The 22,873-nt window shown below is 73.2% G+C and carries 16 protein-coding genes; 13 read left to right on the top strand and 3 right to left on the bottom strand.

Going from position 1 to position 22,873, the window contains the following annotated elements:
* Nucleotides 1–107: 107 nt before the first annotated feature.
* The 8 genes from ACFYY7_RS23265 (at nt 108) to ACFYY7_RS23230 (ending at nt 8,038) form a co-directional block, all read left to right on the top strand.
* Complete coding sequence (locus ACFYY7_RS23265) at nt 108–371, top strand: acyl carrier protein (protein WP_388591021.1); 264 nt, start codon at nt 108–110, stop codon at nt 369–371.
* Nucleotides 368–1,660 carry a beta-ketoacyl synthase gene (locus tag ACFYY7_RS23260; RefSeq protein WP_266737841.1) on the top strand — a complete coding sequence of 431 codons (1,293 nt, stop codon included), beginning with the start codon at nt 368–370 and terminating at the stop codon, nt 1,658–1,660. Before ACFYY7_RS23265 ends, ACFYY7_RS23260 begins: the two co-directional genes overlap by 4 nt.
* 35 nt (nt 1,661–1,695) lie before the next feature.
* Nucleotides 1,696–2,790: a beta-ketoacyl synthase N-terminal-like domain-containing protein gene (locus ACFYY7_RS23255; protein ID WP_388664065.1), complete on the top strand. Its 1,095-nt coding sequence runs from the start codon at nt 1,696–1,698 to the stop codon at nt 2,788–2,790.
* A gap of 56 nt (nt 2,791–2,846) precedes the next feature.
* On the top strand, nt 2,847–3,590 hold the full coding sequence (fabG, locus tag ACFYY7_RS23250; protein ID WP_358944637.1) for a 3-oxoacyl-ACP reductase FabG: 744 nt from the start codon (nt 2,847–2,849) through the stop codon (nt 3,588–3,590).
* 35 nt (nt 3,591–3,625) lie between these two features.
* On the top strand, nt 3,626–4,345 hold the full coding sequence (locus tag ACFYY7_RS23245) for a 2-hydroxychromene-2-carboxylate isomerase (RefSeq protein ID WP_388664063.1): 720 nt from the start codon (nt 3,626–3,628) through the stop codon (nt 4,343–4,345).
* Complete coding sequence (locus ACFYY7_RS23240; protein WP_388664062.1) at nt 4,342–5,805, top strand: condensation domain-containing protein; 1,464 nt, start codon at nt 4,342–4,344, stop codon at nt 5,803–5,805. Before ACFYY7_RS23245 ends, ACFYY7_RS23240 begins: the two co-directional genes overlap by 4 nt.
* Entirely contained in the window at nt 5,802–6,977 is a 1,176-nt protein-coding gene (locus ACFYY7_RS23235) for an FAD-dependent monooxygenase (RefSeq protein WP_388664060.1), read from the top strand. The genes ACFYY7_RS23240 and ACFYY7_RS23235 overlap by 4 nt, the downstream gene beginning before the upstream one ends.
* A gap of 152 nt (nt 6,978–7,129) precedes the next feature.
* On the top strand, nt 7,130–8,038 hold the full coding sequence (locus ACFYY7_RS23230; protein ID WP_388664223.1) for an aminoglycoside phosphotransferase family protein: 909 nt from the start codon (nt 7,130–7,132) through the stop codon (nt 8,036–8,038).
* A gap of 164 nt (nt 8,039–8,202) precedes the next feature.
* On the opposite strand, the gene ACFYY7_RS23225 is transcribed toward ACFYY7_RS23230, so the two are convergent.
* Nucleotides 8,203–8,628, bottom strand: coding sequence for a hypothetical protein (locus ACFYY7_RS23225; RefSeq protein ID WP_388664222.1), 426 nt, complete (start codon nt 8,626–8,628; stop codon nt 8,203–8,205).
* Between ACFYY7_RS23225 and ACFYY7_RS23220 the strand changes: the two genes are divergently transcribed.
* Together ACFYY7_RS23220 and ACFYY7_RS23215 are read left to right on the top strand one after the other, a co-directional pair.
* The gene (locus ACFYY7_RS23220) at nt 8,538–9,047 is read left to right on the top strand and encodes a transposase (RefSeq protein ID WP_388664058.1); all 510 of its coding nucleotides are present in this window, start codon (nt 8,538–8,540) and stop codon (nt 9,045–9,047) included. The two genes, ACFYY7_RS23225 and ACFYY7_RS23220, sit on opposite strands and share 91 nt — an antisense overlap.
* Nucleotides 8,957–9,748, top strand: a complete 792-nt coding sequence (locus ACFYY7_RS23215) for a class I SAM-dependent methyltransferase (protein WP_388664056.1) — start codon at nt 8,957–8,959, stop codon at nt 9,746–9,748. Before ACFYY7_RS23220 ends, ACFYY7_RS23215 begins: the two co-directional genes overlap by 91 nt.
* Here ACFYY7_RS23215 and ACFYY7_RS23210 read toward each other — a convergent pair.
* Nucleotides 9,735–9,908 (bottom strand): hypothetical protein, encoded by a 174-nt coding sequence (locus tag ACFYY7_RS23210; RefSeq protein WP_388664054.1) that lies wholly within the window; start codon nt 9,906–9,908, stop codon nt 9,735–9,737. The genes ACFYY7_RS23215 and ACFYY7_RS23210 overlap by 14 nt on opposite strands.
* A gap of 79 nt (nt 9,909–9,987) precedes the next feature.
* Nucleotides 9,988–10,572, bottom strand: coding sequence for a DinB family protein (locus tag ACFYY7_RS23205; RefSeq protein ID WP_388664052.1), 585 nt, complete (start codon nt 10,570–10,572; stop codon nt 9,988–9,990).
* 263 nt (nt 10,573–10,835) lie between these two features.
* Here ACFYY7_RS23205 and ACFYY7_RS23200 point away from each other — a divergent pair, with 263 nt between their 5' ends.
* From ACFYY7_RS23200 to ACFYY7_RS23190, 3 genes are all read left to right on the top strand, one after another.
* A complete protein-coding gene (locus tag ACFYY7_RS23200; protein WP_388664050.1) occupies nt 10,836–11,051 on the top strand; it encodes an MbtH family protein in 216 nt (71 codons plus the stop codon).
* 72 nt (nt 11,052–11,123) lie between these two features.
* Nucleotides 11,124–16,199: an amino acid adenylation domain-containing protein gene (locus tag ACFYY7_RS23195; RefSeq protein ID WP_388664049.1), complete on the top strand. Its 5,076-nt coding sequence runs from the start codon at nt 11,124–11,126 to the stop codon at nt 16,197–16,199.
* The gene (locus tag ACFYY7_RS23190) at nt 16,196–22,873 is read left to right on the top strand and encodes an amino acid adenylation domain-containing protein (protein WP_388664047.1); all 6,678 of its coding nucleotides are present in this window, start codon (nt 16,196–16,198) and stop codon (nt 22,871–22,873) included. Before ACFYY7_RS23195 ends, ACFYY7_RS23190 begins: the two co-directional genes overlap by 4 nt.

Genomic DNA, 22,873 nt, shown 5'->3' with positions numbered 1-22,873 from the left:
GGCTTTCCTCACCAGCGGACAGCTCCAGCGAGCAGCACCGGTGAGCAGCTCCAGCGAACAGCACCACAGACCCCGAGAAAACCCGAACCGAGACCCGGAGGCACCACATGACCACCCAGATCGCCGACCTCAGCACCGAGCGCAAGGCCGAGATCAAGGAGATCGTCTGCGACATCCTCGAACTCGAACTCGACGAGGTCACCGACACCAGCCTCTTCAAGGAGGAGCACGACGCCGACTCCCTGCGCACCATCGAGATCCTCGCCTCCATGGAGCGCAACTTCGGCCTCGTCCTGGAGCAGGCCGAGCTCAGCCGCATGATCAACCTGGCAGGCGTGTACGCCGTGGTCGCGGAGGCCGAGGGAAAGTGAGCGGAGCGACGGGCGGCACGGCGCCGCGCACGGCCCCCCGGCACCGGGTGGTGATCACCGGGCTCGGCGTGGTGACCAGCATCGGCACCGGGGTGGACGCCTTCGCCGACGGCCTGCGGGCCGGGCGCAGCGGCGCCAAACCGATCGGCGCCTTCGACACCACCGGATTCGCGTACTCCAACGCCTGCGAGATCACCGATTTCGACCCCGAGGCGTGGCTGCGCGACATGGCCGCCGACGAGCTCGGCCGGGCAGCGCAGTTCGCGGTGGCCGGCAGCCGGATGGCGGTCGCGGACGCGGGACTCACCGAGGACGACGTACGGGCCAGGCGCACCCTGGTCTCGGTCGGCACCACCGACGGCGAGTCCCGTGACCTGGACCACCTGATCGGCCTTCAGGTCGCCGAGGGCGAGGACCGGCTCGACGCCACCGTCGCCCGCCGGGTGTGGCCCGGCCGGCTCTCGGCCGGCATCGTCCGCGAACTTGGCCTGGAGGACGTGGAGACGGTCACCGTCCCCACCGCCTGCGCGGCCGGCAACTACGCGGTCGGCTCCGGCTACGACGCGATCAGCTCCGGTGACGTCGAGATGGCGCTCTGCGGCGGGGCCGACGCCCTGTGCCGCAAGACCTTCACCGGCTTCTACCGGCTCGGCACCATCGCCCCCGACGTGTGCCGCCCCTTCGACGCCGACCGGCAGGGCATCCTGACCGGCGAGGGCGCCGGGATCCTCCTGATGGAGTCCCTGGAGTCCGCGCTGGGACGCGGCGCCCGCATCTACGCGGAAGTCCTCGGATACGGGCTGTCCTGCGACGCGAGCCACCCGGTCGCGCCCGACCGGGACTCCATCGCACGGTGCATCACCGCCGCCCACCGCAACGCCGGCATCGAGGCGTCCGACGTCGACTTCATCTCGGCGCACGGCACCGGCACCAAGGCCAACGACGTCACCGAGGTCGGGGCGATCCGGCAGGTCTTCGGCGACGAACTGCCGCGCACCGTGTCGATCAAGTCGATGATCGGCCACACCATGGGCGCCGCGAGCGCGCTGGCCGCCGCGGCCTGCTCCCTGGCGCTGCGGGAGGGCTTCATCCCGCCCACCATCAACCACCGCACGACCGACCCCGAGTGCGCGGTCGACTGCGTACCCAACGAGGCGGTCGAGGCCCGGCTGCGGGTCGTGCAGAACAACGGCCTCGCCTTCGGCGGGAACAACGCGGTCCTGATGCTCGGCCACTGGGACGAGAACGCGGCCGAAACCCTGCCCGCCGACGCGACAGCGGCGGCCTGAACCGGCCCGACGCGGCCTGAGAGGAGTTGGACGGAATGTCAGCCGACGCGGTCACCACCGCGCAGGACCTGGTCGTTTCGGGCTGGGCAGTGTCCTCCCCGTACGGGCTGGGCCGGGACGGATTCACGGCCGGACTGCGCGAGGGGCGGCGCGCCGTCGCCGCCCTCGACAGCGAACAGTGGCCGGTGCCCTACGACGAGGCCGGACTCATACCCGGCTTCGACATCAAGGCCGTCCTCGGCCGCAAGGGCACCCGCTCCATGGACCGGGTCACCGCCATCGCCGCCACCACCGTGGGCATGCTCCTGGAGGAGTACGGGGCCGGCCTGGCCGCCGACCCCGAGAGCACCGGCCTGGTGCTCGGCACCTCCGGCAGCGTCCAGTCGATCATGGACTTCACCCGGGACGCCCTCACCGGCAAGGCGCCCTACCTGGTCGACCCCGCCAGGTTCCCCAACACCGTGATGAACTGCCCCACCGGGCAGAGCGCCATCCGGCACACGCTCAAGGGCCCCAACGTCACCGTCTCCGGCGGCGCCGCCACCGGGCTGCTCGCCCTCAACTACGCCTCCCGGCTGCTGCGCGGCGGCCACGCCACCGCACTCCTCGCGGGCGCCGCCGAGGAGTTCTCCGTACAGCGCGCCCGGCTGGAGCACGTCGCCGACCACGGCGGCAGCGCCGCCGAACCGCTCGGCGAGGGCGCGGCGCTCTTCCTCCTGGAGAGCGGAGCGGCGGCCCGCGACAGCGGACGCACCGTCCTGGCCACGGTGCTCGGCTGCCGCTTCCGGGCCTTCAGGAACACGGGCCGTGCCTCCGCCGTGCTGAGGAGCTGCGCCGACGAGGTCCTGGCCGCCGCCGGGGCGACCCCCGACGACATCGCGATCGTCGCCCCCGGCACCCCGCCCGGCGTCTTCGGCAAGGAGGAGACGGCGGCCCTGGACGGCCTCGCCGCGCCTCGCCTCGCCGTCCGCCCCCTCATCGGCGACGCCACCGCGGCCGGTGCCGCCTTCCAGCTCGCCGCCGTACTCGCCGAGTCGGCCGCCCGCCCCGAACTGGTGGACCGGATCGCCCTGGTCACCGCCGTCGACCGGGACGGCACCGTCGGCGCGGCCCTGCTCCGCCTCGGCTGAGAGCCCTCCGCAAGACCCCACCCTCCCGCGCAGCACTCGCAGAAAGGGCACGCACCATGTCCGACACTCCCAGGCCGGTGGCCCTCGTCACCGGTGGATCGCGCGGTATCGGGCGGTCCGTCGTGGAGGTCCTGGCCCGCGACGGATACGACGTGGCCCTGTGCTACCAGTCCCGGGCGGAAGCGGCCGAACTCGCCGCGAAAGCGGCCCGGGAGCACGGCGCCCGCACGCTGGCCGGCCGCGTCGACGTCACCGACCGGGACGCGGTGCGCGCCTTCGTCGCCGAGACCGAGAACACCCTCGGCCCGGTCGACACCCTCGTCACCGCCGCCGGAATCGTGCGGGACAGCAACCTGGCCACGCTCACCGACGACGACTGGGACGCCGTGGTGCGCACCAACCTCGACGGCACGTACAACTTCGCCAGGGCGCTCGTCTTCCCGATGATGAAGCGCCGCCGGGGCACCGTGATCACCCTCTCCTCGGTCGCGTCCCAGGGGCAGGCCGGCCAGACCAACTACTCGGCCTCCAAGGCCGGGATCATCGGCTTCACCAAGGCCCTCGCCAAGGAGGGCGGCCGGGCCGGGCTGCGCGCCAACACCGTGGCCCCCGGCTTCATCCGTACCGACATGACCGGCGGACTCTCCGAGAAGTACGCCAAGGACATGACCAGGAGCATTCCGCTCGGCCGGTTCGGGGAGCCCGAGGAGGTCGCCGAGCTGGTGTCGTTCCTCGCCTCCGACCGTGCCTCCTACATCACCGGACAGGTCTTCTCCATCGACGGCGGCCTGGTCGTCTGACACCCCGGTCCTCCCGTGATCCCAAGGAGTTCGCCATGACCGCCCGCACCACCAAGCCGCCCCGGTTCTATTTCAACCTGCGCAGCCCCTACAACTTCTTCGCCCTCGCCGACCTGGAGCGCGACCACCCGGAGCTGCTGGACCGCGTCGAGTGGCGCCCGTTCTGGGAGCCGGACCCGACCAGCGAGAAGCTCCTCGCCGAAGTCTCGCCCGGCGCCGAGTTCCCGTTCCACCCGATGTCCCGGGCCAAGCAGTTCTACATCCTGCGCGACGTGCGCAGGCTCGCCGCCGACCGCGGCCTGGCGCTGACCTGGCCGGTGGACCGCAAGCCCTGGTGGGAGCCGGCCCACCTGACCTGGTTCCTCGCCGAGCGCGAGGGGCTCGGCCGCGCCTGGGTCGAGCGCGCCGGGCGGGCCCGCTGGCTGGAGGGGCGCGACATCTGCGACCCGGACGTGGTGCGTGAACTGGCCGAGGAGATCGGCCTGGACGGTGCGGAGGTCGCCCAGGCCCCCCACCACCCGCTCGTGCGCGAACAGGGCGTACGGGCGCTGCTCGACGTGCACCGCGACGGCGTCTTCGGCGTGCCGTACTTCATCAACGGCAGCGAGCCGTACTGGGGCCTGGACCGCGTCACCGACTTCGCGGCGTCCTTCGCCCCCGCCACCACCGCCCCCGCGTCCACCGCCGCCGAGCCGCCCGCCGTGCCCGCCGCGGGCCGGACCACCGACATGAGCCACGCGGGAGGCTGCGGATGACCACCGCGACCGGCACCGACGAGCGCGCCACGGCCGGGGGAACCCTGCCGCTGACCGCCATCCAGGAAGCGATGTGGACCGCGTACCGCGTCGCACCGGAGAGCGCCTCCTACAACATCGTGATGCCGCTGCTGCTGCGCGGACCCGTCGACCCGGCCGCCATGGCCGAGGCGGTCACCGCCGTCGGCGACCGGCAGGAGCTGCTGCGCTCCGTCTTCACCGAGCAGGACGGCACCCCGGTCCGCACCGCCGCCGAACGGGCCCTGGTCCACATGGAGTTCAGGGACCTCGACTCCATCGACGAGGAGGGCCTGCGACGGGCCGCGGAGGAGGCGGGCGCCCGCCCCTTCCGCCTGGAGTCCGGCGCCTTCCGGGTCGTGCTGCTGCGCCGCTCCGACGAGGAGTGGGCACTGGTGACCGCCGCCCACCACATCGTCAGCGACTTCACCTCGCGCTGGCTGCTCGTCCGCGACCTGCTCGACGCCTACGCGGGCATCTCCACCGGCACCGCGCCTGCCTGGCGGCCCATCCCCGGCTCGTACGCCGACCACGCCGCCGAGGAACTGCGCCACATCGCCTCCGAGGCGGGGCGGCGCGGCGCGGACCGGTGGCGCGAGTCGGTAGCCGGGGCGCCCGCCGCGGAGCTCCCGCTGGACCGGCCGCGACCCGTCGTGCGCTCGCTCCGGGGCGGCACCGTGGTCCGCGTGCTCGCCCCGGCCACCGCCCAGGGGCTCGACGCGGCGGCCGACGACGCGGGCGTCACCCCGTTCGCGTATCTGCTCGGCGTCTTCCAGGCACTCACCCACCGCTGGACCGGCCAGGAGGAATTCGTCCTCGGGGTGCCCGCGACCAGCCGGATGGGCAAGGCGCAGCGGGACGTGATCGGCTGCTTCCTCAACACCATGCCGGTACGGGCCGAGTTCGACGCCACCAGCACCTTCCGGGGCACCGCCGCGCTGGCCGGCGAGCGGGTGATGCGGGGCATGGTCAACGTCCGCTACCCGTGCGCCCTGGCCTTCCCGCAGGCCACCGTCTTCCGTACCGCGCTGTTCCTGGTCCAGATGGACCGGATGGACCCGCCGGTGCCCAACGTCCCGCCGGGGCAGATCATCGGCCCGTCCGTCGCGTACAAGGGGCTGGACATCGCCCTCGTCGACGTCCCGCAGCAGGAGGGCCAGCTGGACCTGCTGCTGCGCATCGAGCAGACCCCCGACGGTGTCACCGCCGTCTTCTCGTACGACACCGACCTGCTCGACCGCACCACGGTCGAGCGGTTCGCGGACGGCTACGAGCGGATGCTCGCCGCAGCAGTCGCCGACCCGGGCACCCGGATCGCCGACGTGGAACTGGCCGGACAGGACGAGACGGCCGCACTGCTCGCCCTCGGCACCACCTCCTTCGACGACGTCGCCGACTTCGACGACTTCGAATCCTTCGAGAACTCCTGGGAACACCGATGACCATGCGCATCGCGATCGTGGGTGCGGGACTCGGCGGTCTGACGGCCGCCGCCGCACTGCACCACCGGGGCCTGGACGTCCAGGTCTACGAGCGGGGGGAGGAGCTGCGCGAGCAGGGCGTCGGCATGCACCTCGGCCCCAACGGCACCCGACTGCTCCAACGGCTCGGTCTCGGGCCGGAGTTGGAGCGGTGCGCGGTGCGCCCCGAGGCCCTGGAGGTCCGGGCCTTCCACAACGGCGCCACCGTGGCCCGCCAGGAGATGGGCGAGGCGTGGCAGGAGCGGTTCCGTGCCCCGTACTACACCGTGCACCGCGGTGACCTGCACCGGATGCTGTCCTCCCGGGTCCCCGCCGATCGGGTGCACACCGGCAAGGAGCTGGTCCGGTACGAGGAGACCGTGTACGGGGTCGTCCTGCACTTCGCGGACGGCACCGACGCCCACGCCGACGTGCTGATCGGCGCGGACGGCGTGCACTCGGCGGTCCGCCGCGCGGTCGCGGGCGCCGACGCCCCGGTCTACTCCGGCAACAGCGCCCTGCGCGGTGTGGTCGACGCCGCCGACCTGCCGGACCTGGACCCCGCGCTGATGTACATGTACGCGGGCCCCACCGCGCGCGTCCTGCTCTACCCGGTCGCCGGGGGCCGGCAGTTCACCTACGTCGTGGTGACCCCGGCCGCCGAGGGCGCCGCCGAGTCGTGGACCAGCGCGGGCGACCGCACCGACCTGGACGCCGTCCTCACGGGCTGGGACCCGGCCGTGCGCGCGCTCGCCGACGCGGCGGGCGAGGTGCGCCGCTGGGCGCTGTACGACCGCGAGCCGCTGGAGCGGTGGAGCACCTCCCGCACCACCCTGGTCGGCGACGCGGCCCACCCGATGCTCCCGCACCACGGACAGGGCGCCAACCAGGCCGTGGAGGACGCCGTGGCGCTCGCCGTCTGCCTCGAAGGCGCGGCGCCCGGCGCGGACGGCATCGCCGCCGCACTGCGCCGCTACGAGGAGGCGCGCCGGCCGCACACCACCCGCGTGCAGCTCGGCTCCCGGACCGGGCAGCAGCCGAAAGACGCCGCCGCGCAGCGCCGCATCGACGCCGAGAGCGTCGACTGGGTCCTCGACCACGACGTCGAGGCGGCCCTCGGAGGGTCGCGGGACCGCCTTCCCCAGGCGGCCTGACGTGTAGTCGGACCGCGTGCGAATGGACCAGGGGCCCCTGGCGCTCTCCCCGCGTCAGGGGCCCCGCCATGCGTCTCACGCGCGTGTCCCGTCGCCTGCCTCGTTCAGAAAGTCACTGGCTTCCCGTTCGCTCCTGCGGTGAGATTTCCGACGTGACACTTCACGAGGATGAGATCCCGGTCGACGAGACGCTGGTCCGGTCACTGCTGAAGGCCCAGCGCCCGGAGTGGGCCGACCTGCCGTTGTCGCCCGCGGGCACGGGCACGGACAACACCATGTATCGGCTGGGCGATGACCTGCTCGTGCGACTTCCACGAACTACCGAGAAGGGACAGTCCGTGCGGAAGGAGCAGGAATGGCTTCCTCGCCTGGCGCCCTTCCTCGCATGTCCGATTCCCGAGGCCGTCCACGCCGGGACGCCCACCGACGTCTTCCCTCTGACCTGGTCGGTCTACCGCTGGATTGACGGTGTCGAGGCCGGCCCGGACACCGTCCGGGACTGGGCCGCCTTTGGAGCCGATCTCGCGGCGGTCGTGCGGGAACTCCACAGCATCGACCTCATGGGAGCGACTCGCGCGGATGGCCTCAGCTGGTACCGGGGAGGCAGCTTGGGGCCGTGCGACCAGTGGATCGCTGGGTGTCTCGACGATTGCCGAACCACCGTGGGTTCTGAGCTCGACGTCAACTCTCTGGAACAGTTGTGGCGAGCCGCGCTCGCACTGCCCGAGCCCTCCGGACCTCACGTGTGGCTCCACGGCGACCTCAAGCCGACCAACCTCTTGGTCCGGGAAGGCAAGCTCCACGCAGTCATCGACTTCGGAGGACTCTCGGTCGGCTTTCCCGACGCCGAGCACTCCACACTCTGGGACCTGCCGCCACAAGCACGACAGACCTACTGGGACACATTGAGCCTCGACGATCTGACCTGGGCCCGTGCCCGCGCCTGGGCGATCGCGGTGGGCGTCAGCGGAATCTCCTATTACTGGAACACCTTCCCCTCCTTCGTCGCCGAGTGCCGAGCACGACTTGGGGCAATCCTCACCGACGCCGCTGCGCGTTGAGTGGCCTCCCGCGCATCGGGCGCGGGGAACAGGCTCGCTCGTGGCCGGCCGACGCGATGCAACCACGAGCGGGAGATCGGTGCTTCCGCTCGCGCGGGTACGGTACAGCGCAAACACAGGGGCGCAGGCAGACCCGTACCTCGCGCTCAACCGCCTTGACCGCCTTACAACTGGTCCCCCGTGCCGGCTGGTTCCGGGGGATGCGGTCCGCCACCGTCCTTGATGTCCGTCTCGCAGGTTCGTCCGTCGTAGGACTGGTCATTGGGGATCAACAGCACTCCGGCAACCTGCTCAGGATGCTCGACGGCGAGCCATTCGTCGCCCGTGAGGGCACCATCCGGCCCGAACGCCTGGGACGAATAAACCGTCTGACACCCCAACGCCATGCGCTTCTTGTCGACTGCGCAGGCATCCACTGCCGGGCCGGATCTCTCGTCGGCGCTCTCCTCGACGAGCTGTCCAACCTGCCCAGGGTGATCGGCGCGCCGATCACCGTCGCGTGGAACGCCAAGGAAGACTTCCTGGACCTGCTTGCCACCGCCCGGACCGGGAACAGGTCCGCGATCTGCTGTGCCGGTTCTACCGCCGATGCGCCGACGCCGATCTTCCCGAACTGCAGCGCCTAGCCACAACCGTCGAGACATGGTGGCCAGAGATCCTTGCGTTCCTGCACACCGGGATCACCAACGCCGGCTCCGAAGACACCAACCGGGTCATCAAGACAATCGCCCGCGACGCCTACGGCTTCCGCAACCCGGCAACCAGCGCTTACGCACCCGCTGCGCGACCACCCGTCGAGCCCGTGGACACCTTGATGCCCGCTAATTTCGTTGAGCCCGCACCCTGCAATCGTGTTGGCTGGCGGCACCGAACTGTCAGTACCGCAGGTGTCCGCTTGGCTGTAGCAGGGAGTTCAACGTGCAGGACATTGTTGTCGACCCGGTTGCCCACAATCGGGCAGCCTGGGACAAGTGTGTCCAAGAGGGCAACGAGTGGTCGAGGCCGGTGAGTGCTGAGGATGTCGAGCGCGCCCGCAGGGGCGACTGGTCGATTGTTCTCATCGGGCGTGAGGCAGTCGACCGCTCCTGGCTGCCGACGGAGCTGACCGGCAAGGACGTGTTGTGCCTGGCCTCCGGCGGTGGCCAGCAGGGTCCGATCCTCGCCGCCGCAGGGGCGCGGGTCACCGTATTCGACAACTCACCCCGCCAGCTCGGCCAGGACCGGATGGTGGCGGCGCGCGACGGACTCGAGCTGCGCACCGTCCTGGGCGACATGCGCGACCTCAGCGCCTTCGGCGACGCAACATTCGACGTTGTATTCCATCCGGTCTCCAACCTGTTCGTACCGGACTTGGCAGCGGTGTGGAGTGAGTGCTTCCGTGTCCTGCGACCGGGCGGAACTCTGCTCGTGGGCTTCCTCAACCCTGATGTGTACTTGTTCGACCACGAGGCGCTCGACGAGCGCGGCGAGCTGATCGTCGTGCACAAGCTGCCCTACAGCGATGTCACGCAGTACTCCGCCGAGGAACGCGCCACGAAGTTCGGCGCGGATGCCCCCCTTGAATACAGCCACACCCTCACCGACCAGATCGGCGGGCAACTCGCCGCGGGGTTCGTCCTCACCGCCTTCGCGGAAGCGCCGCACCAATCCAACGCATCCGCTCAATATATGTCGCACTATTTCGCGACGCTGGCGGTCAAGCCGGGCTGACCCAGCCGTGGGGCCGGCCGAGACGGCCGTGACGGATCGGCGCCGCCGTGGTCCCCGGCGGGACCTGACGGGCGGGTATGCCGCGGATGAGCGGCTTGAGGGCGAGGCTGTCGTGCATGTTCGCGCCGGACACGGTGACGGCGAGCGGGACAGAGTTCATCAGGAACCAGACGCTTCGACAGATCAGCGCCCACGACCGGCAGCATGCCGCACGGACATCAAGACACGTGAGGCAACCTCTAAGCCTTGATTGGTGCGGCCGTCCTGGCGGCCTGCTCGATCTTCGCGCAGTAGGCCGCACGGGCTTCCTCGTCGATCTGCGTCTCGTGTTCGGGGCGCACCCCGGTCCGGCCGTCGAGGCCCTCGCGCAGGATGTCGGCGTGCCCGGCATGCCGGTTGGTCTCGCCGAGGACATGGACCAAGACGGCGAACAGGTTCGTGTTGGGACAAGGCTCCGGCCACCACGGCACGTGGCCGGGGGCGTCGAGGGGAAGCTCGTTGATCGTCGCGTCAGAGTGTTCGCACGTGCGCCGGTAGAACCCGATGATCTGATCGCGGGTCTCGTCCTCGGTCGCCCACAGATCGCTGCCGTTGTAGTCCTGCCACCGGGGCAGCGGTTCCGGGGAAGGGCGGTCGAAGACCTCGCCGAAGTACCTGGCCTCGACGGTGGCCACGTGCTTGACCAGGCCGAGGAGGTTGGTCCCGGTCGCTGTCAAAGGCCGGCGGGCGTCGTATTCGGACAAGCCGTCGAGTTTCCAGAGCAGCGCCTTGCGGTCCTGCCGCAGTCTCCCGTGCAGGTTGTCCTTCGCGAATTCATCGATCATGCGGCATGAACCTTCCATGGGCTGCTCGCGGTCTCAAGATCCCGTACGTGGACCGCAACGACCGGCAGAGCCCAGGCCTGGTCATGGCCGCTGCCCTGACCTGCTGCGGGAAGCTCGCGAAACTTGCCACGTGAGACAACCTCCAAAGCAACTGCATTGGCCCGCCACGCCCCGGGCTCGATGAATACATGGCCGGCATAGGGCCCGGATAGGACGCCCTTCAAACATGGCCATAACCGACCACACGAAGGGGCGTCGAACTGATGAGCGAGCAGCAGACCGAAGAGACCCTGTACCGCGTCGTGCTCAACGACGAGGAGCAGTACTCGATCTGGTGGGCCGACCGCGCCCTGCCGGCCGGCTGGCACGCCGAGGGCACCGAGGGCACCCGCGAGGAGTGCCTCGCGCGCATCACCGAGATCTGGACCGACCTGCGCCCGCTGAGCCTGCGCCGCCGCATGGACGCCACCGCCGCCTGACCGAACTGGCCGCCGGATCCGAGGCCGGGCCCGACCCCCACCGCGCCGCCCGATCCCGATGGAGGAGAGACTGTGAACGACCGCACGCTGTCGGGTTCGTACACCGGTGCAACCATTGCCCGGCCCAGGACCGCGCCCCTGCTGCCCGCGCTGTTCGCCGCCCAGCGCACCCGTACGCCCGACGCGCCCGCCGTGATCGGCGCCGACGGAAGCGTGGTCACGTACGCCGGACTCGGCGCGCGCGCCGCTCTGTTCGCCACCCGGCTGCACGCTCTGGGCGTGCGCCCCGGTGATTTCGTGGGCGTGTGCCTGCGCCGCGGGCCCGACCTGGTCGCCGGGCTCCTCGGCGTCTGGCTGGCGGGCGGTGCCTACGTACCGCTCGACCCCAACCACCCCGAGAGCCGCATCGCCCTCGTCCTCGACGACGCGCGGGCACCGGTGGCCCTTGCCGAGCGGTCCACCGCCGACAAGCTGCCCGCGGCCACCCGGGTACTGCTCGTCGAGGACGTCACCGGCGAACAGGCCGCCTCAGCACCGGAGTTCGTCGCCGAACCGGCCCGGCCCGCCTACGTCCTGCACACCTCCGGCTCCACCGGCCGCCCCAAGGGCGTCCTCGTCCCGCACGAGGGCATCGCCAACCGGGTGCGCTGGCTGGCCCACCGCCACCGGCTCGGCCCCGCCGACCGGGTGCTGCTCAAGACCACCGTCGGCTTCGACGCCGCCGGACTGGAGCTGTTCTCCCCGCTCATCAGCGGTGCCGCCCTCGTGCTCGCCCCCGAAGGCGCCGAGCGCGACCCCGCGACCCTGCTCGCCGCCGTCGCCGACCACGGCGTCACCGTCCTGCAGGGCGTCCCCTCCGTCTACCGCCGCCTCGTCGACGAACCCGGCTGGGAGCGCGCCACCGCCCTGCGCCTGGTCTTCAGCGCCGGCGAACCCCTCCACGCCGACCTGTGCCGCCGCATCCTCGAACGCGCCCCCGGCGTACGGATCTGGAACACCTACGGACCCACCGAGGCGTCCGTCGACATCACCGAGCACCAGTGGGACCCGGCCCAGGACACCGGCGCCGTCCCCATCGGACGACCCATCGGCAACATGCGCGTGGTCGTCCTCGACCCGGAGGGACGGCCCGTGCCCGTCGGCGTCCCCGGCGAACTCCACGCGGGCGGCATCGGGCTCGCCCTCGGCTACCTCGGCCGCCCCGACCTGACCGCCGAACGCTTCGTGCCCGACCCGCACAACGAGGGACAGCGGATCTACCGCACCGGCGACAAGGTGCGCTGGCGCGCCGACGGCGTCCTCGAATACCTCGGCCGCCTCGACCAGCAGGTCAAGGTCAACGGCGTACGGATCGAGCCCGGCGAGGTCGAGGCCGCGCTCGCCGCCCACCCCTGGGTGCGCACCGCCGTCGCCGCCGCCGTGCCCGACCCCGCCGGCGGCGGCCACCGCCTCGCCGCCTGGGTGCAGCCGCGCGGCGAGGCGCCCCGCCCCGACGAGCTGCGCGCCTTCCTGCGCCGCACCCTGCCCGACGTCCTGGTGCCCTCGGTGTTCGTGACCGTCGACGAGTGGCCGCTCACCGCCAGCGGGAAGATCGACCGGGGCGCGCTGCCCGACCCGGCCGAGAGCCGCACCGAGACCGCGTACGTACCGGTGCGCGACGCCACCGAGCGGGCCGTCGCCGAGATCTGGGCGCAGCTGATCGGCATACCCGCCGGGGAGATCGGCGCCACCCACGACTTCTTCCAGCTCGGCGGCTCCTCCCTGATGCTGACCCGGCTCTCCGAGCTCCTGTCCGCGTCGGCGGGCACCCGCGTACCGCTGCGCGCCCTGTTCACCGCGACCACCGTCGAGACCCAGGCCGCGCTGGTCGGCCGCCCCGTCGACCCGACCGGCGACGAGCACATCGCGGAAACGGTCCTTCCCGTACCCCGCAAGCCCGAGGGGCTGCCGCTCTCGCCCGGCCAGCAAGGCATGTGGCTGCTCGACCGGCTGCGCCCCGGCAGCAGCGAGTGGAACGCCCCCGCCTTCCTCACCCTGCCGGCCGAGTACAGCGACGCCACCGTCGCCGCCGCCCTCGGCGCACTCGCCGACCGGCACGAGATCCTGCGCACCCGGTACGTGCTGAACGGCACCGAGCCCGTTCAGATCGCCGATGCGCCCGGCATCCGCCCGCCCCGGCTGCGCACCGCGCTCGCCGCGACCGCCGACGAGCTGAACGCGCTGGTGCAGGAGGAGTTCGCCCGCCCCTTCGACCTGGAGAACGGCCCCGTCTGGCGGGCCCTGACCGTACGCCGGGGGACTGAGCACCTGCACGTGATCCTCTCGCTGCACCACATCGCCTGCGACGGCTGGTCCTCAGTCGTCCTGGAGCGCGACCTCAAGGCGCTCGCCGAGGCCGCGCACACCGGCACCGAGGCCCGGCTGCCCGAACTCCCGGTGCAGTACGCCGACCACGCCGCCCACCGGCGCGCCCGGCTCACCGACGCGTTCCTCTCGCGCGAACTCGACCACTGGAAGCGGGTGCTGGACGGCATCGTCCCGCTCGACCTGCCCACCGACCGGCCCCGGCCCCCGGTGCGCGACGCGCACGGCGCCGTCCACCTCTTCACCGTCCCGGCCGCGCTCACCGAGCGCGTCGCGGCCCTCGGCCGCAGCTGCGGGGCGACCCTCCAGCAGACCCTGCTCACCGCGTTTGCCGCGCTCGTCGCCCGCCTCACCGGCCGCTGGGACGTCCCGGTCGGCATCCCGGTGGCCGGCCGCGAGCGGCCCGAGACCGCCGATGTCGTCGGGTTCTTCCTCAACACCCTCGTGCTGCGCTGCGCCGCTGCCGCCGACGACACCTTCCGCGACGCCGTCGTCCACGTCCGCGACACCGCCCGCGAGGCCTTCGCCCACCAGGAGCTGCCGTTCGACCGGCTCGTGGCCGAGCTCGACGAGAGCCGGGACGCCGCCCGCACCCCGCTCTACCAGGTGATGTTCGATCTGCACGAGGAGGGCCGCACCGGCACCGCGACCTCCTCCGGCGACCTCGACGCCTTCCGGGGTGCCTGGCAGGCCGCCCGCACCGACCTCACGTTCGTCGTGCAGCGCCAGGGCGACGGCTCCCTGCTCGGGATGGCCGAGTACGCCACCGCCCTGTTCGACCCGGCCACCGTCGAACGGTTCGCCGACTGCTGGACCCGCCTGCTGGAGGCGGTCACCGACGACCCGTGGGTACGGCTGGGCACCGCCGACATCCTGCCCGCCGCACTGCGCGCCGAACTCGTCGCCCACGGCCCCGGCCCCACCGGCGCGGGCGACACCATCACCGGAGCGTCCGAAGGGGGCGTGCACACCGCGATCGCGGAGGTGGCCCGGTGCTCCCCGCAGGACCCGGCCGTCGTCTGCGGCGACGAGACCTGGACGTACGAAAGGCTGACCCGGCGCGCCGAATTCCTCGGCCACCGGCTGCGCGGCCTCGGCGCCGGCCCGGAGACCACCGTCGCCGTGCTGCTAGGCCGCACCCCCGACCTGCTCGCCACGATCCTCGGCAGCTGGCACGCGGGCGCCGCCCATGTGCCGCTCGACCCGGGCGCCCCCGACGACCGGATCGCCCATGTGCTCGCCGACTCGGGGGCGGGCGTCCTCGTCACCGACACGGCGGGCGCCGCACGCCTGGCCGGGATCCACCGCGGCGCCGTCCTCACCCTGGACACCGAACCGGACGCCGCACCGCCGGCGGACGCCGAGCCGCTGCCCGCCGGGGACGGCACCCGCCTCGCCTACCTCATGTACACCTCCGGCTCCACCGGCCGGCCCAAGGGGGTCGCCGTCGAGCACCGCACCCTGCTGCCGACGCTGCGCGCCTTCCAGGCCCACCTGGACTTCGGGCAGGGCCCCGACGACGCCTACCTCGCCCTGGCCCAGCCCACGTTCGACATCTCCTGGACCGAGCTCGTCATGCCGCTCGTCGCGGGCGGTCGGGTCGTCCTTGCCCAGGACCACGAACTGCGCGACCACCGCGCCCAGCTGGCGCTGCTCGACCGGCACGGCGTCAGTCACCTCCAGGCCGCCCCCGCGCACTGGCAGATGCTGATCGACGCCGGCTTCGGCCGCCGCCCGCTGGTCGGCAAGACCGGCGGCGAGGACTGCCCGCCCGCCCTCGCCCGCGACCTCTCGCGCCGACTGCGACGGTTCATCAACGAGTACGGGCTCACCGAGACGACCATCGCCTCCACCCGGTGGGACGCGCACGACACCGCGCAGTCCACCCCGATCGGCCGCCCCTACCCGCACTGCACGGTCCGGGTCCTGGACGAGAACCTCACGCCCGTGCCGTACGGGGTGACCGGCGAGCTGTGCATCGGCGGGACCGCCCTCGCCCGCGGCTACCACGGCAGGCCCGGCCCGACCGCCGCCGCGTTCGTGCCCGACCCGTACGGCGAGCCCGGCGCCCGCCTCTACCGCAGCGGCGACATGGCCCGCATGCTGCCCGACGGCACACTGGAGTTCGCCGGGCGCGCCGACGGCCAGGTCAAGATCCGCGGCAGGCGGGTGGAGACCGGCGAGGTCCAGGGCGTCCTGGCCGAGCACCCCGCCGTCGCCCAGGCCGTGGTCACCGTCCACGGCACCGGCCCCGACGCCGCGCTCGTCGCCTACTGGGTGGCAGCCGACGACCTGCCCGTGCCCGGCGACAGCGCACTCCTGGACCACTGCGCCCGCAGCCTGCCCGACTACATGGTCCCCGCGCTGCTCGTGCCGATCACCACCGTGCCGCTCACCCGGCACGGCAAGGTCGACACCGCGGCCCTGCCCACGCCCGACCTCGCTGCCGCGCTCGCCGACGAGCCGTACACCGCGCCCGAAGGCCCCGTCGAGGAGATCATCGCCGGGATCTGGGCCGAGGTGCTGCTCGGCCCCGACGCCGTCGCGGGCCACCGGATCGGCTCCCGCCAGGGGTTCTTCCGCAGCGGCGGGAACTCCGTGCGCGCCGCCCAGGTCATCGCCCGCATCCAGGAGGAGTTCGACGTCGAACTGCCCCTGCGCGCCGTCTTCGAACGCCCCACCGTCGCCCGGCTCGCCGAAGCCGTGGAAGAGGCCGTGACGGCCGAGATAGAGACGCTCACCGAAGCCGAACTCGCCCTCGCCCACAGGGAGTACCAGTCGTGACCGCACCCACCGCGCCGACGCAGCCCACGCAGGAGGAGCTGCGCGCCGAGCTCCTGCGCCGCCGCCTCGCCGGGCGTGCCGGGCGAGGCGCCGAAACCCCCGTCCGCAGCGCCGCGATCCCGCGCGCCGACCGCACGAAGCCCCTCGAACTCTCGGCCGGACAGCGTCAGTTGTGGTTCCTGCACCAGCTCGACCCGCAGAGCCCCGAGTACCTGCTGCCGATGGCGTACCGGCTGCGCGGCCCCCTCTCGCCGGGCACCCTCCAGCAGGCCTTCGACTCGCTCGCCGCCCGCCACGAGATCCTGCGCACCCGCTACGTCCTGGACGCGGCCGACCCCCGCCAGGTCGTCGACCCGGCCGGGCCCGTCGACCTCGCCGTCACCGACCGGCCCGGCCTGGACACCGCCGCCCGCGACGCGGCCGCCGTCGCCTTCACCGAGGCCCGCGCCGCCGAGACCTTCGACCTGGCCGCCGACCACCCGCTGCGGGTACGGCTGCTGCGCTTCGCCCCCGACGACCACGTCCTGCTCGTCGTCATGCACCACATCGCCTGCGACGCGCTGACCCGCCCGCTGCTCCTGGCCGACCTCGCCGCCCTCCGCCGGGGCGAGGAACTGCCCGAACTGCCCGTCCAGTACGCCGACTACGCGGCCTGGGCCGCCCGCCGGCAGAGCGGACCCGAAGCCGACCGCGGCCTCGACCACTGGCGCCGGGAGCTCGCCGGCGTCGAACCGCTCGCCCTGCCCACCGACCGGCCCCGCCCCGCCGTACGCACCTGGGGCGGCGCCACACACGGCTTCGACGTCCCCGCCGCCACCGCCACCGCCCTGCGCGGGGTCGCCCGCGACGGCGACGCCACGCTCTTCATGGTCCTGCTCACCGCCTACCAGACCCTGCTCGGCCGCTACACCGGCAAGCGGGACGTCTCCGTCGGCACCGCCGTCTCCGGACGCACCCGCCCCGAACTGCGGCAGATGGCCGGATACGCGTACAACACCCTGGTGCTGCGGGCCCGCTGGGGCGCCGACCCGGCCTTCCGGGACGTCCTCGCCGCCAACCACACCACCGTGCTGGACGCCTTCGACCACCAGGAGACGCCGTTCGACCGGATCGCCGACGAGCTGGAGCCCGAGCGCGACCTGTCGACCACACCGCTCTTCCAGGTCATGTTCGACCTCGCGTCCGGGGAGGGGGCGGACGGACCCGATCTGCCCGGCATCACCGCGGAGCCCGTCCCGGCCGCCGGTGCCATCGCCCGCTTCGACCTCACGCTGCACCTCACCGAACGCGCCGACGGCACCCTGCACGGCAGCCTCGAATACGCCACGGCCCTCTTCGACGCGGCCACCGCCGCCCGGATCGCCGGGCACTACACCCGGCTCCTCGCCCGGATCGCCGCCGCCCCCGACGCCCCGCTCTCCACCCTCGACCCGATCGGCCCCGAGGAGCGCGCCCTGCTCCTCGACGGGCCGGCCACCCCCGTCGGCACCGACCACGCTCTCGACGCCACCGCCCTGCGCCCCGTCCTGGAGACCATCCTGGAACAGGCCGCGGCCACCCCCGACGCCACCGCCCTGCGCCACGGTGACACCACGTACACCTACCGCCGGCTCGTCGAGGAGTCGGAGCACCACGCCCGCCGGCTCGCCGGGCTCGGCGTCGGCCCCGAGGACACCGTCGCCGTCCTCCTGGACCGCTCGCCGGACCTGGTCGCCGCCCTGCTGGGCATCTGGCGCGCGGGCGCCGCGTACGTACCCATCGACCCCGGCTACCCGGACGAGCGCATCGGCCACATGCTGGCCACCACCGACACCAGGACCGTGCTCACCGAGACCCGCTACGCCGACCGCTTTGCTGGTTCAGCCGTCCTGGTCAGCGACGAAGACGGCCCCGCCGCCCTGGTCAGCGACGAAGACGGCCGCACCGTCCTGGTCACCGACGACCCCGTCGAGCAGGCCGCCCGCGCGGCCGCCACCGCCGCCCTGCCCACCGGCTACGACCTCGACGCGCTCGCCTACGTCATCTACACCTCCGGCTCCACCGGCCGCCCCAAGGGCGTCCTCGTCACCCACCGCGGCCTGGCCAACTACCTCGGCTGGACCGTCCAGGCCTACGCGGGCGCCGGCCCCGGCGGCGCCCCGCTGTTCTCGTCGGTCGCCTTCGACCTCGGCGTACCCGACCTGTACGCGCCGCTGATGACCGGCCGGAGCGTCGACCTGCTCCCGCAGGACTTCGACACCGCCGACCTCGGCGCCCTGCTCGCCGCAGGCGCCCCGTACGCCTTCATCAAACTCACCCCCGGCCATCTCGACCTGCTCCAGCAGCAGTTGACGGACGAGCAGATCAAGGGCCTGGCCGGTCTCGTCATCGCCGCCGGGGACTCCTTCACCGCCCGGCTCGCCGAGCGCTGGACCACCTCGGCGGGCCCCGACGGCACCCGCCTCGCCGCCGAGTACGGACCCACCGAGATCACCGTCGGCAACTCCGCGTACTTCCTCGACGGGCCCGTCACAACCGAACTCGTCCCCATCGGCCGCGCCGTCCCGCACACCACCATGTACGTCCTCGACGAGCACCTGCGCCCGCTGCCCGTCGGCGTGCCCGGCGAGGTGTGGATCGGCGGCATCGGCGTCGCCCGCGGCTACGCGGGCCGCCCCGACCTGACCGCCGAGCGCTTCGTGCCCGACCCCTACGGCCCGGCCGGCGCCCGGCTCTACCGCACCGGCGACATCGCCCGCGTACTGCCCGACGGCAACCTCGACTTCGTCGCCCGCGCCGACCACCAGGTCAAACTCCGCGGCTACCGCATCGAGCCCGGCGAGATCGAGTCCGCGCTCACCGCGGACCCGGCCGTCGCCGAAGCCGTCGTCCTGGTCCGTGAGGACAGCCCCGGCGCCAAGGAACTCGTCGCCTACGTCGTCCCCGCCGAAGGCGCAGGACCCGACGACCTCACCCCGGCCGCGCTGCGCGCCCGCGTCGGCGAGACCCTCCCGTCGTACATGGTGCCCGCCGCCTACCTCACCCTCGACGCCCTGCCGCTGACCGCCAACGGCAAGCTCGACCGGCGCGCGCTGCCCGCCCCGGGCCGCGACGCCACCGCCGTCGGCGCGTACGTCGAGGCCCGCGACGCCACCGAGGGCGCCATCGCCGGGATCTGGGCCACCGTCCTGGGCCGCGACACCGTCGGCGTCCACGACAACTTCTTCGAACTCGGCGGCGACTCCATCCGCGCCGTCACCCTCGTCGGCGCGCTGCGCGAGGCCGGCTGGGAGACCAGCGTCCGCGACATCTTCGCCCACCGCACCGTGGCCCGGCTGCGCGCCGCCCTCGGCGACGCCGACGGGGCCGGACCGGGCGGCACCGTCGCCCGGTTCGCCCTCATCGGCGAGGCGGACCGGGCCGCACTGCCCGCCGACGTCACCGACGCCTACCCCGTCTCGCTCACCCAGGCCGGGATGCTCGTCGAGATGTACGGCGAGAGCACCGAGAACCGCTACCACAACATCACCTCCTTCCGGATCCGCGACGAACTCCCCTTCGACCAGGTGGCGTTCCAGCGGGCCGCCGACCTGATCGTCGAACGCCACGAGGTCATGCGGACCTCCTTCGCCCTCGACGGCTACTCCCGGCCGCTCCAGCTCGTCCACGCCGCCTCGCGGATGCCCTGCGTCTTCGACGACCTGCGCCACCTGCCGGCCGCCCGCCGTGAACTGGCCCTCTGGGAGTTCGCCGACCGCGACCGCGAAGAGCTCTTCGACCTCACCCGCGCACCGCTCATGCGGATGGCCGTCCATCTCCTCGACGACGAGAGCTGGTGGCTGTCCATCACGGAGTGCCACCCCGTCATCGAGGGCTGGAGCTACCACTCCCAGCTGATGGAGATGCTCCGCGCCTACCGCGCGCTGCGCTCCGGCGCCGAGCCCGAGCCCGCCCCGCCCGTGCCCGCCGTTCGCTACGCCGACTTCGTCGCCGGTGAACTGCGCTCCCTGGACGACCCGGCCGACCGCGAGCACTGGCGCCACGTCGTCGACACCTACGAGCGGTTCAGCGTCCCCGCCGGATGGCAGGGCGACGACGAGGGCGACGAGCGCTACCGCATCGACATCCCGCTCGGCGACGTCGAACCGGGCCTGCGCGCCCTCGCCACCGCCGCCGAGGTCCCCTACAAGAGCGTCCTGCACGCCGCGCACAGCAAGGTCCTCTCGCTGCTCACCCGCGCCGAGCGGTTCCGCGGCGGCATGGTCGCCGACGCGCGCCCCGAGGAGGCGGGCGCCGAACGCGTCTCCGGCATGTACCTCAACTCGGTGCCCTTCCCGTACGAGCGCACCGCCGCGACCTGGGGCGAACTCGCCCAGCAGGTCTTCGCCCGCGAGGTCGAGCTGTGGCCGCACCGCCGCTACCCGATGCCCGCCATGCGCAGACCCGGCGGCGAATCCCACCTCATCGACGTCCTCTTCCACTACCTGGACTTCCACCAGGTCGACACCGAACTCATCGACATCATGGCCAGCCGCGACGACAGCCCCAACGAGTTCCGGCTCGTCGTCGGCACCCCCGTGCGCGGCCACCTGTCCATCGCCTCCCGCACCCGCACCCTCTCCCGGGGCCGGGCCAAGCGCCTCGCCGCGCTCTACACCGCCGTCTTCGCCGACATGGCGTGCACCGGCGCCGACGGCGACGCCCGCGGCGCCTACCCGGACGCGTACGAGCGCGGCGCCCTCGCCGCACCCGCCCTGCCGCACTCCGACACCCCCGCCGACATGCTCGGCGCGTTCGAGGCACAGGCCGCCCGGACCCCGACGGCCCCCGCCCTCGCCTTCGGGTCCACCAGCCACTCCTCCACCAGCCACTCCTCCACCAGCCACTCCTCCGCCAGCCACTCCTCCACCACCCTCTCCTACGCCGCGCTCGACGCCCGCGCCGAGGCCGTCGCCCACCGGCTGCGCGCCCTCGGCGCCGGGCCCGAGACCCGGGTCGCCGTGCTCCTGGACCGGGGCCCCGACCTGGTGGCCGCGCTCCTGGGCGTCTGGAAGGCGGGCGCCGCGCAGGTGCCCGTTGACCCCTGCACCCCCGACGCCCGGATCGCCGGCACCGAGTTCACGCTCGCGGTCACCGAACGCCGCCACGCCGCCCGCCTGGGCGACGTCCCGCTCGTGGTCGCCGAGGACCTCACCGACGCCCCCGTACCCGCCCGGCCCGCCACCGCCCACGACCCGGACCGGCTCGCGTACGTCCTGCACACCTCCGGCTCCACCGGCACCCCCAAGGGCGTCGAGATCAGCCACCGCTCCCTCTCCCACTACCTGCACTGGGCGGTCGAGCAGTACGCGGCGGCGGGCACCGGCGGCGCGCCGTGGTTCACCTCCGTCGGCTTCGACCTCGGAATCCCCGCGCTGTACGCACCCCTGATGACCGGGCAGACCGTGCGGCTGCTCCCGCAGTCATACGGGCCGGGGGAGTTCGGCGCCGAACTCCTCAAGGGCGCGCCCTACTCCTTCGTCGGGCTCACCCCTGGCCATCTGACGCTCCTGGAAGCCCAGTTGACCGACGCCGAACTCGGCTCCCTGGCCGCGCTCGCCGTCTGCGCGGGCGACGCCTACCCGGCCGCCCAGGCCGACCGCGTCGCCGCCCGCATCGGGTCCGGCGGCATGGTCCTCGCCGCCGAGTACGGCCCCACCGAGGCCACCGTCGCCGCCACCGCCCTGCGGGTCCTGCCCAGGCACCGGAACCGGCACCGCAGCGCACCGCGCCCCGCCGCGGCAGCGGCCGGCGTCCGGGCCGGACTCCAGCACGCCGACGCCCTGCACGCCCCCGAGCGGCCCCGCGCCCCGCGCACCCTCGTGGCCCTCGGCTCCCCGCTCCCGGGCGTCACCCTGCGGCTCCTGGACAGCGCGCTGCGGCCGGTCCCCGACGGCATCGCCGGTGAGGTGTACCTCGGCGGCGACGGGCTCGCCCGCGGCTACGCCGGACGCCCCGGCCTGACCGCCGCCGCGTTCCTGCCCGACCCCTACGGACTGCCGGGCGCCCGCCTCTACCGCACCGGGGACCTGGCCCGCCGGCTTCCCGGCGGCGCCCTGGAGTTCCTCGGCCGCGCCGACGACCAGGTCAAGATCCGGGGACACCGCGTCGAACCCGGCGAGGCCGAGGCCGCGCTCGCCGCCGACCCCTCCGTACGCGAAGCCCTCGTGGCGGCCGTCGACGCCGCCGACGGAGGCAAGCGCCTCGCGGCCTGGGTGGTGCCCGCCGAGGGGCACACCGTCTCCGTGCCCGCCCTGCGCGACCGCCTGCGCGCGGTGCTGCCCGCCGCCGTCATCCCGGCGACCGTCACGGCCCTGCCCGCGCTCCCGCTCGGCGAGAACGGCAAACGCGACCGGTTCGCCCTCGTGGCCCGCGCCGCCACCGCCGCCGACGCCCCCTACGTGGAGCCGCGCACCGACACCGAGCGACGGCTCGCCGCCGTCTGGGCCGAGGTGCTCGGCCTCGAACAGGTCGGTGTGCACGACGACTTCAGGGACCTCGGCGGCGACTCCCTGCTCGTACCGCCCCTGCTGCTCGCCGCCCGCAGGGCCGGGCTCCCGCTCGACCTCGCGACCGCGCTGCGCCATCACACGGTGGAGCAACTGGCCGCCGCACTCGACGTCCGTACGGCCCACGACCCGGCCCAGGAAGGCTGA

It is taken from the genome of Streptomyces sp. NPDC001933, assembly GCF_042890955.1.
Taxonomy (GTDB): domain Bacteria; phylum Actinomycetota; class Actinomycetes; order Streptomycetales; family Streptomycetaceae; genus Streptomyces.
The sequence above is the reverse complement of the archived record's forward strand: the minus strand, read 5'-3'. Positions and strand labels throughout refer to the sequence as shown.

Excerpts from the sequence above, each read along its gene's own strand:
- ACFYY7_RS23240 (WP_388664062.1), top strand. The coding sequence starts at position 4,342 with ATGACCACCGCGACCGGCACCGACGAGCGCGCCACGGCCGGGGGAACC.
- fabG (WP_358944637.1), top strand. The coding sequence starts at position 2,847 with ATGTCCGACACTCCCAGGCCGGTGGCCCTCGTCACCGGTGGATCGCGC.
- ACFYY7_RS23245 (WP_388664063.1), top strand. The coding sequence starts at position 3,626 with ATGACCGCCCGCACCACCAAGCCGCCCCGGTTCTATTTCAACCTGCGC.
- ACFYY7_RS23235 (WP_388664060.1), top strand. The coding sequence starts at position 5,802 with ATGACCATGCGCATCGCGATCGTGGGTGCGGGACTCGGCGGTCTGACG.
- ACFYY7_RS23265 (WP_388591021.1), top strand. The coding sequence starts at position 108 with ATGACCACCCAGATCGCCGACCTCAGCACCGAGCGCAAGGCCGAGATC.
- ACFYY7_RS23205 (WP_388664052.1), bottom strand. The coding sequence starts at position 10,572 with ATGATCGATGAATTCGCGAAGGACAACCTGCACGGGAGACTGCGGCAG.
- ACFYY7_RS23255 (WP_388664065.1), top strand. The coding sequence starts at position 1,696 with ATGTCAGCCGACGCGGTCACCACCGCGCAGGACCTGGTCGTTTCGGGC.
- ACFYY7_RS23210 (WP_388664054.1), bottom strand. The coding sequence starts at position 9,908 with ATGAACTCTGTCCCGCTCGCCGTCACCGTGTCCGGCGCGAACATGCAC.
- ACFYY7_RS23200 (WP_388664050.1), top strand. The coding sequence starts at position 10,836 with ATGAGCGAGCAGCAGACCGAAGAGACCCTGTACCGCGTCGTGCTCAAC.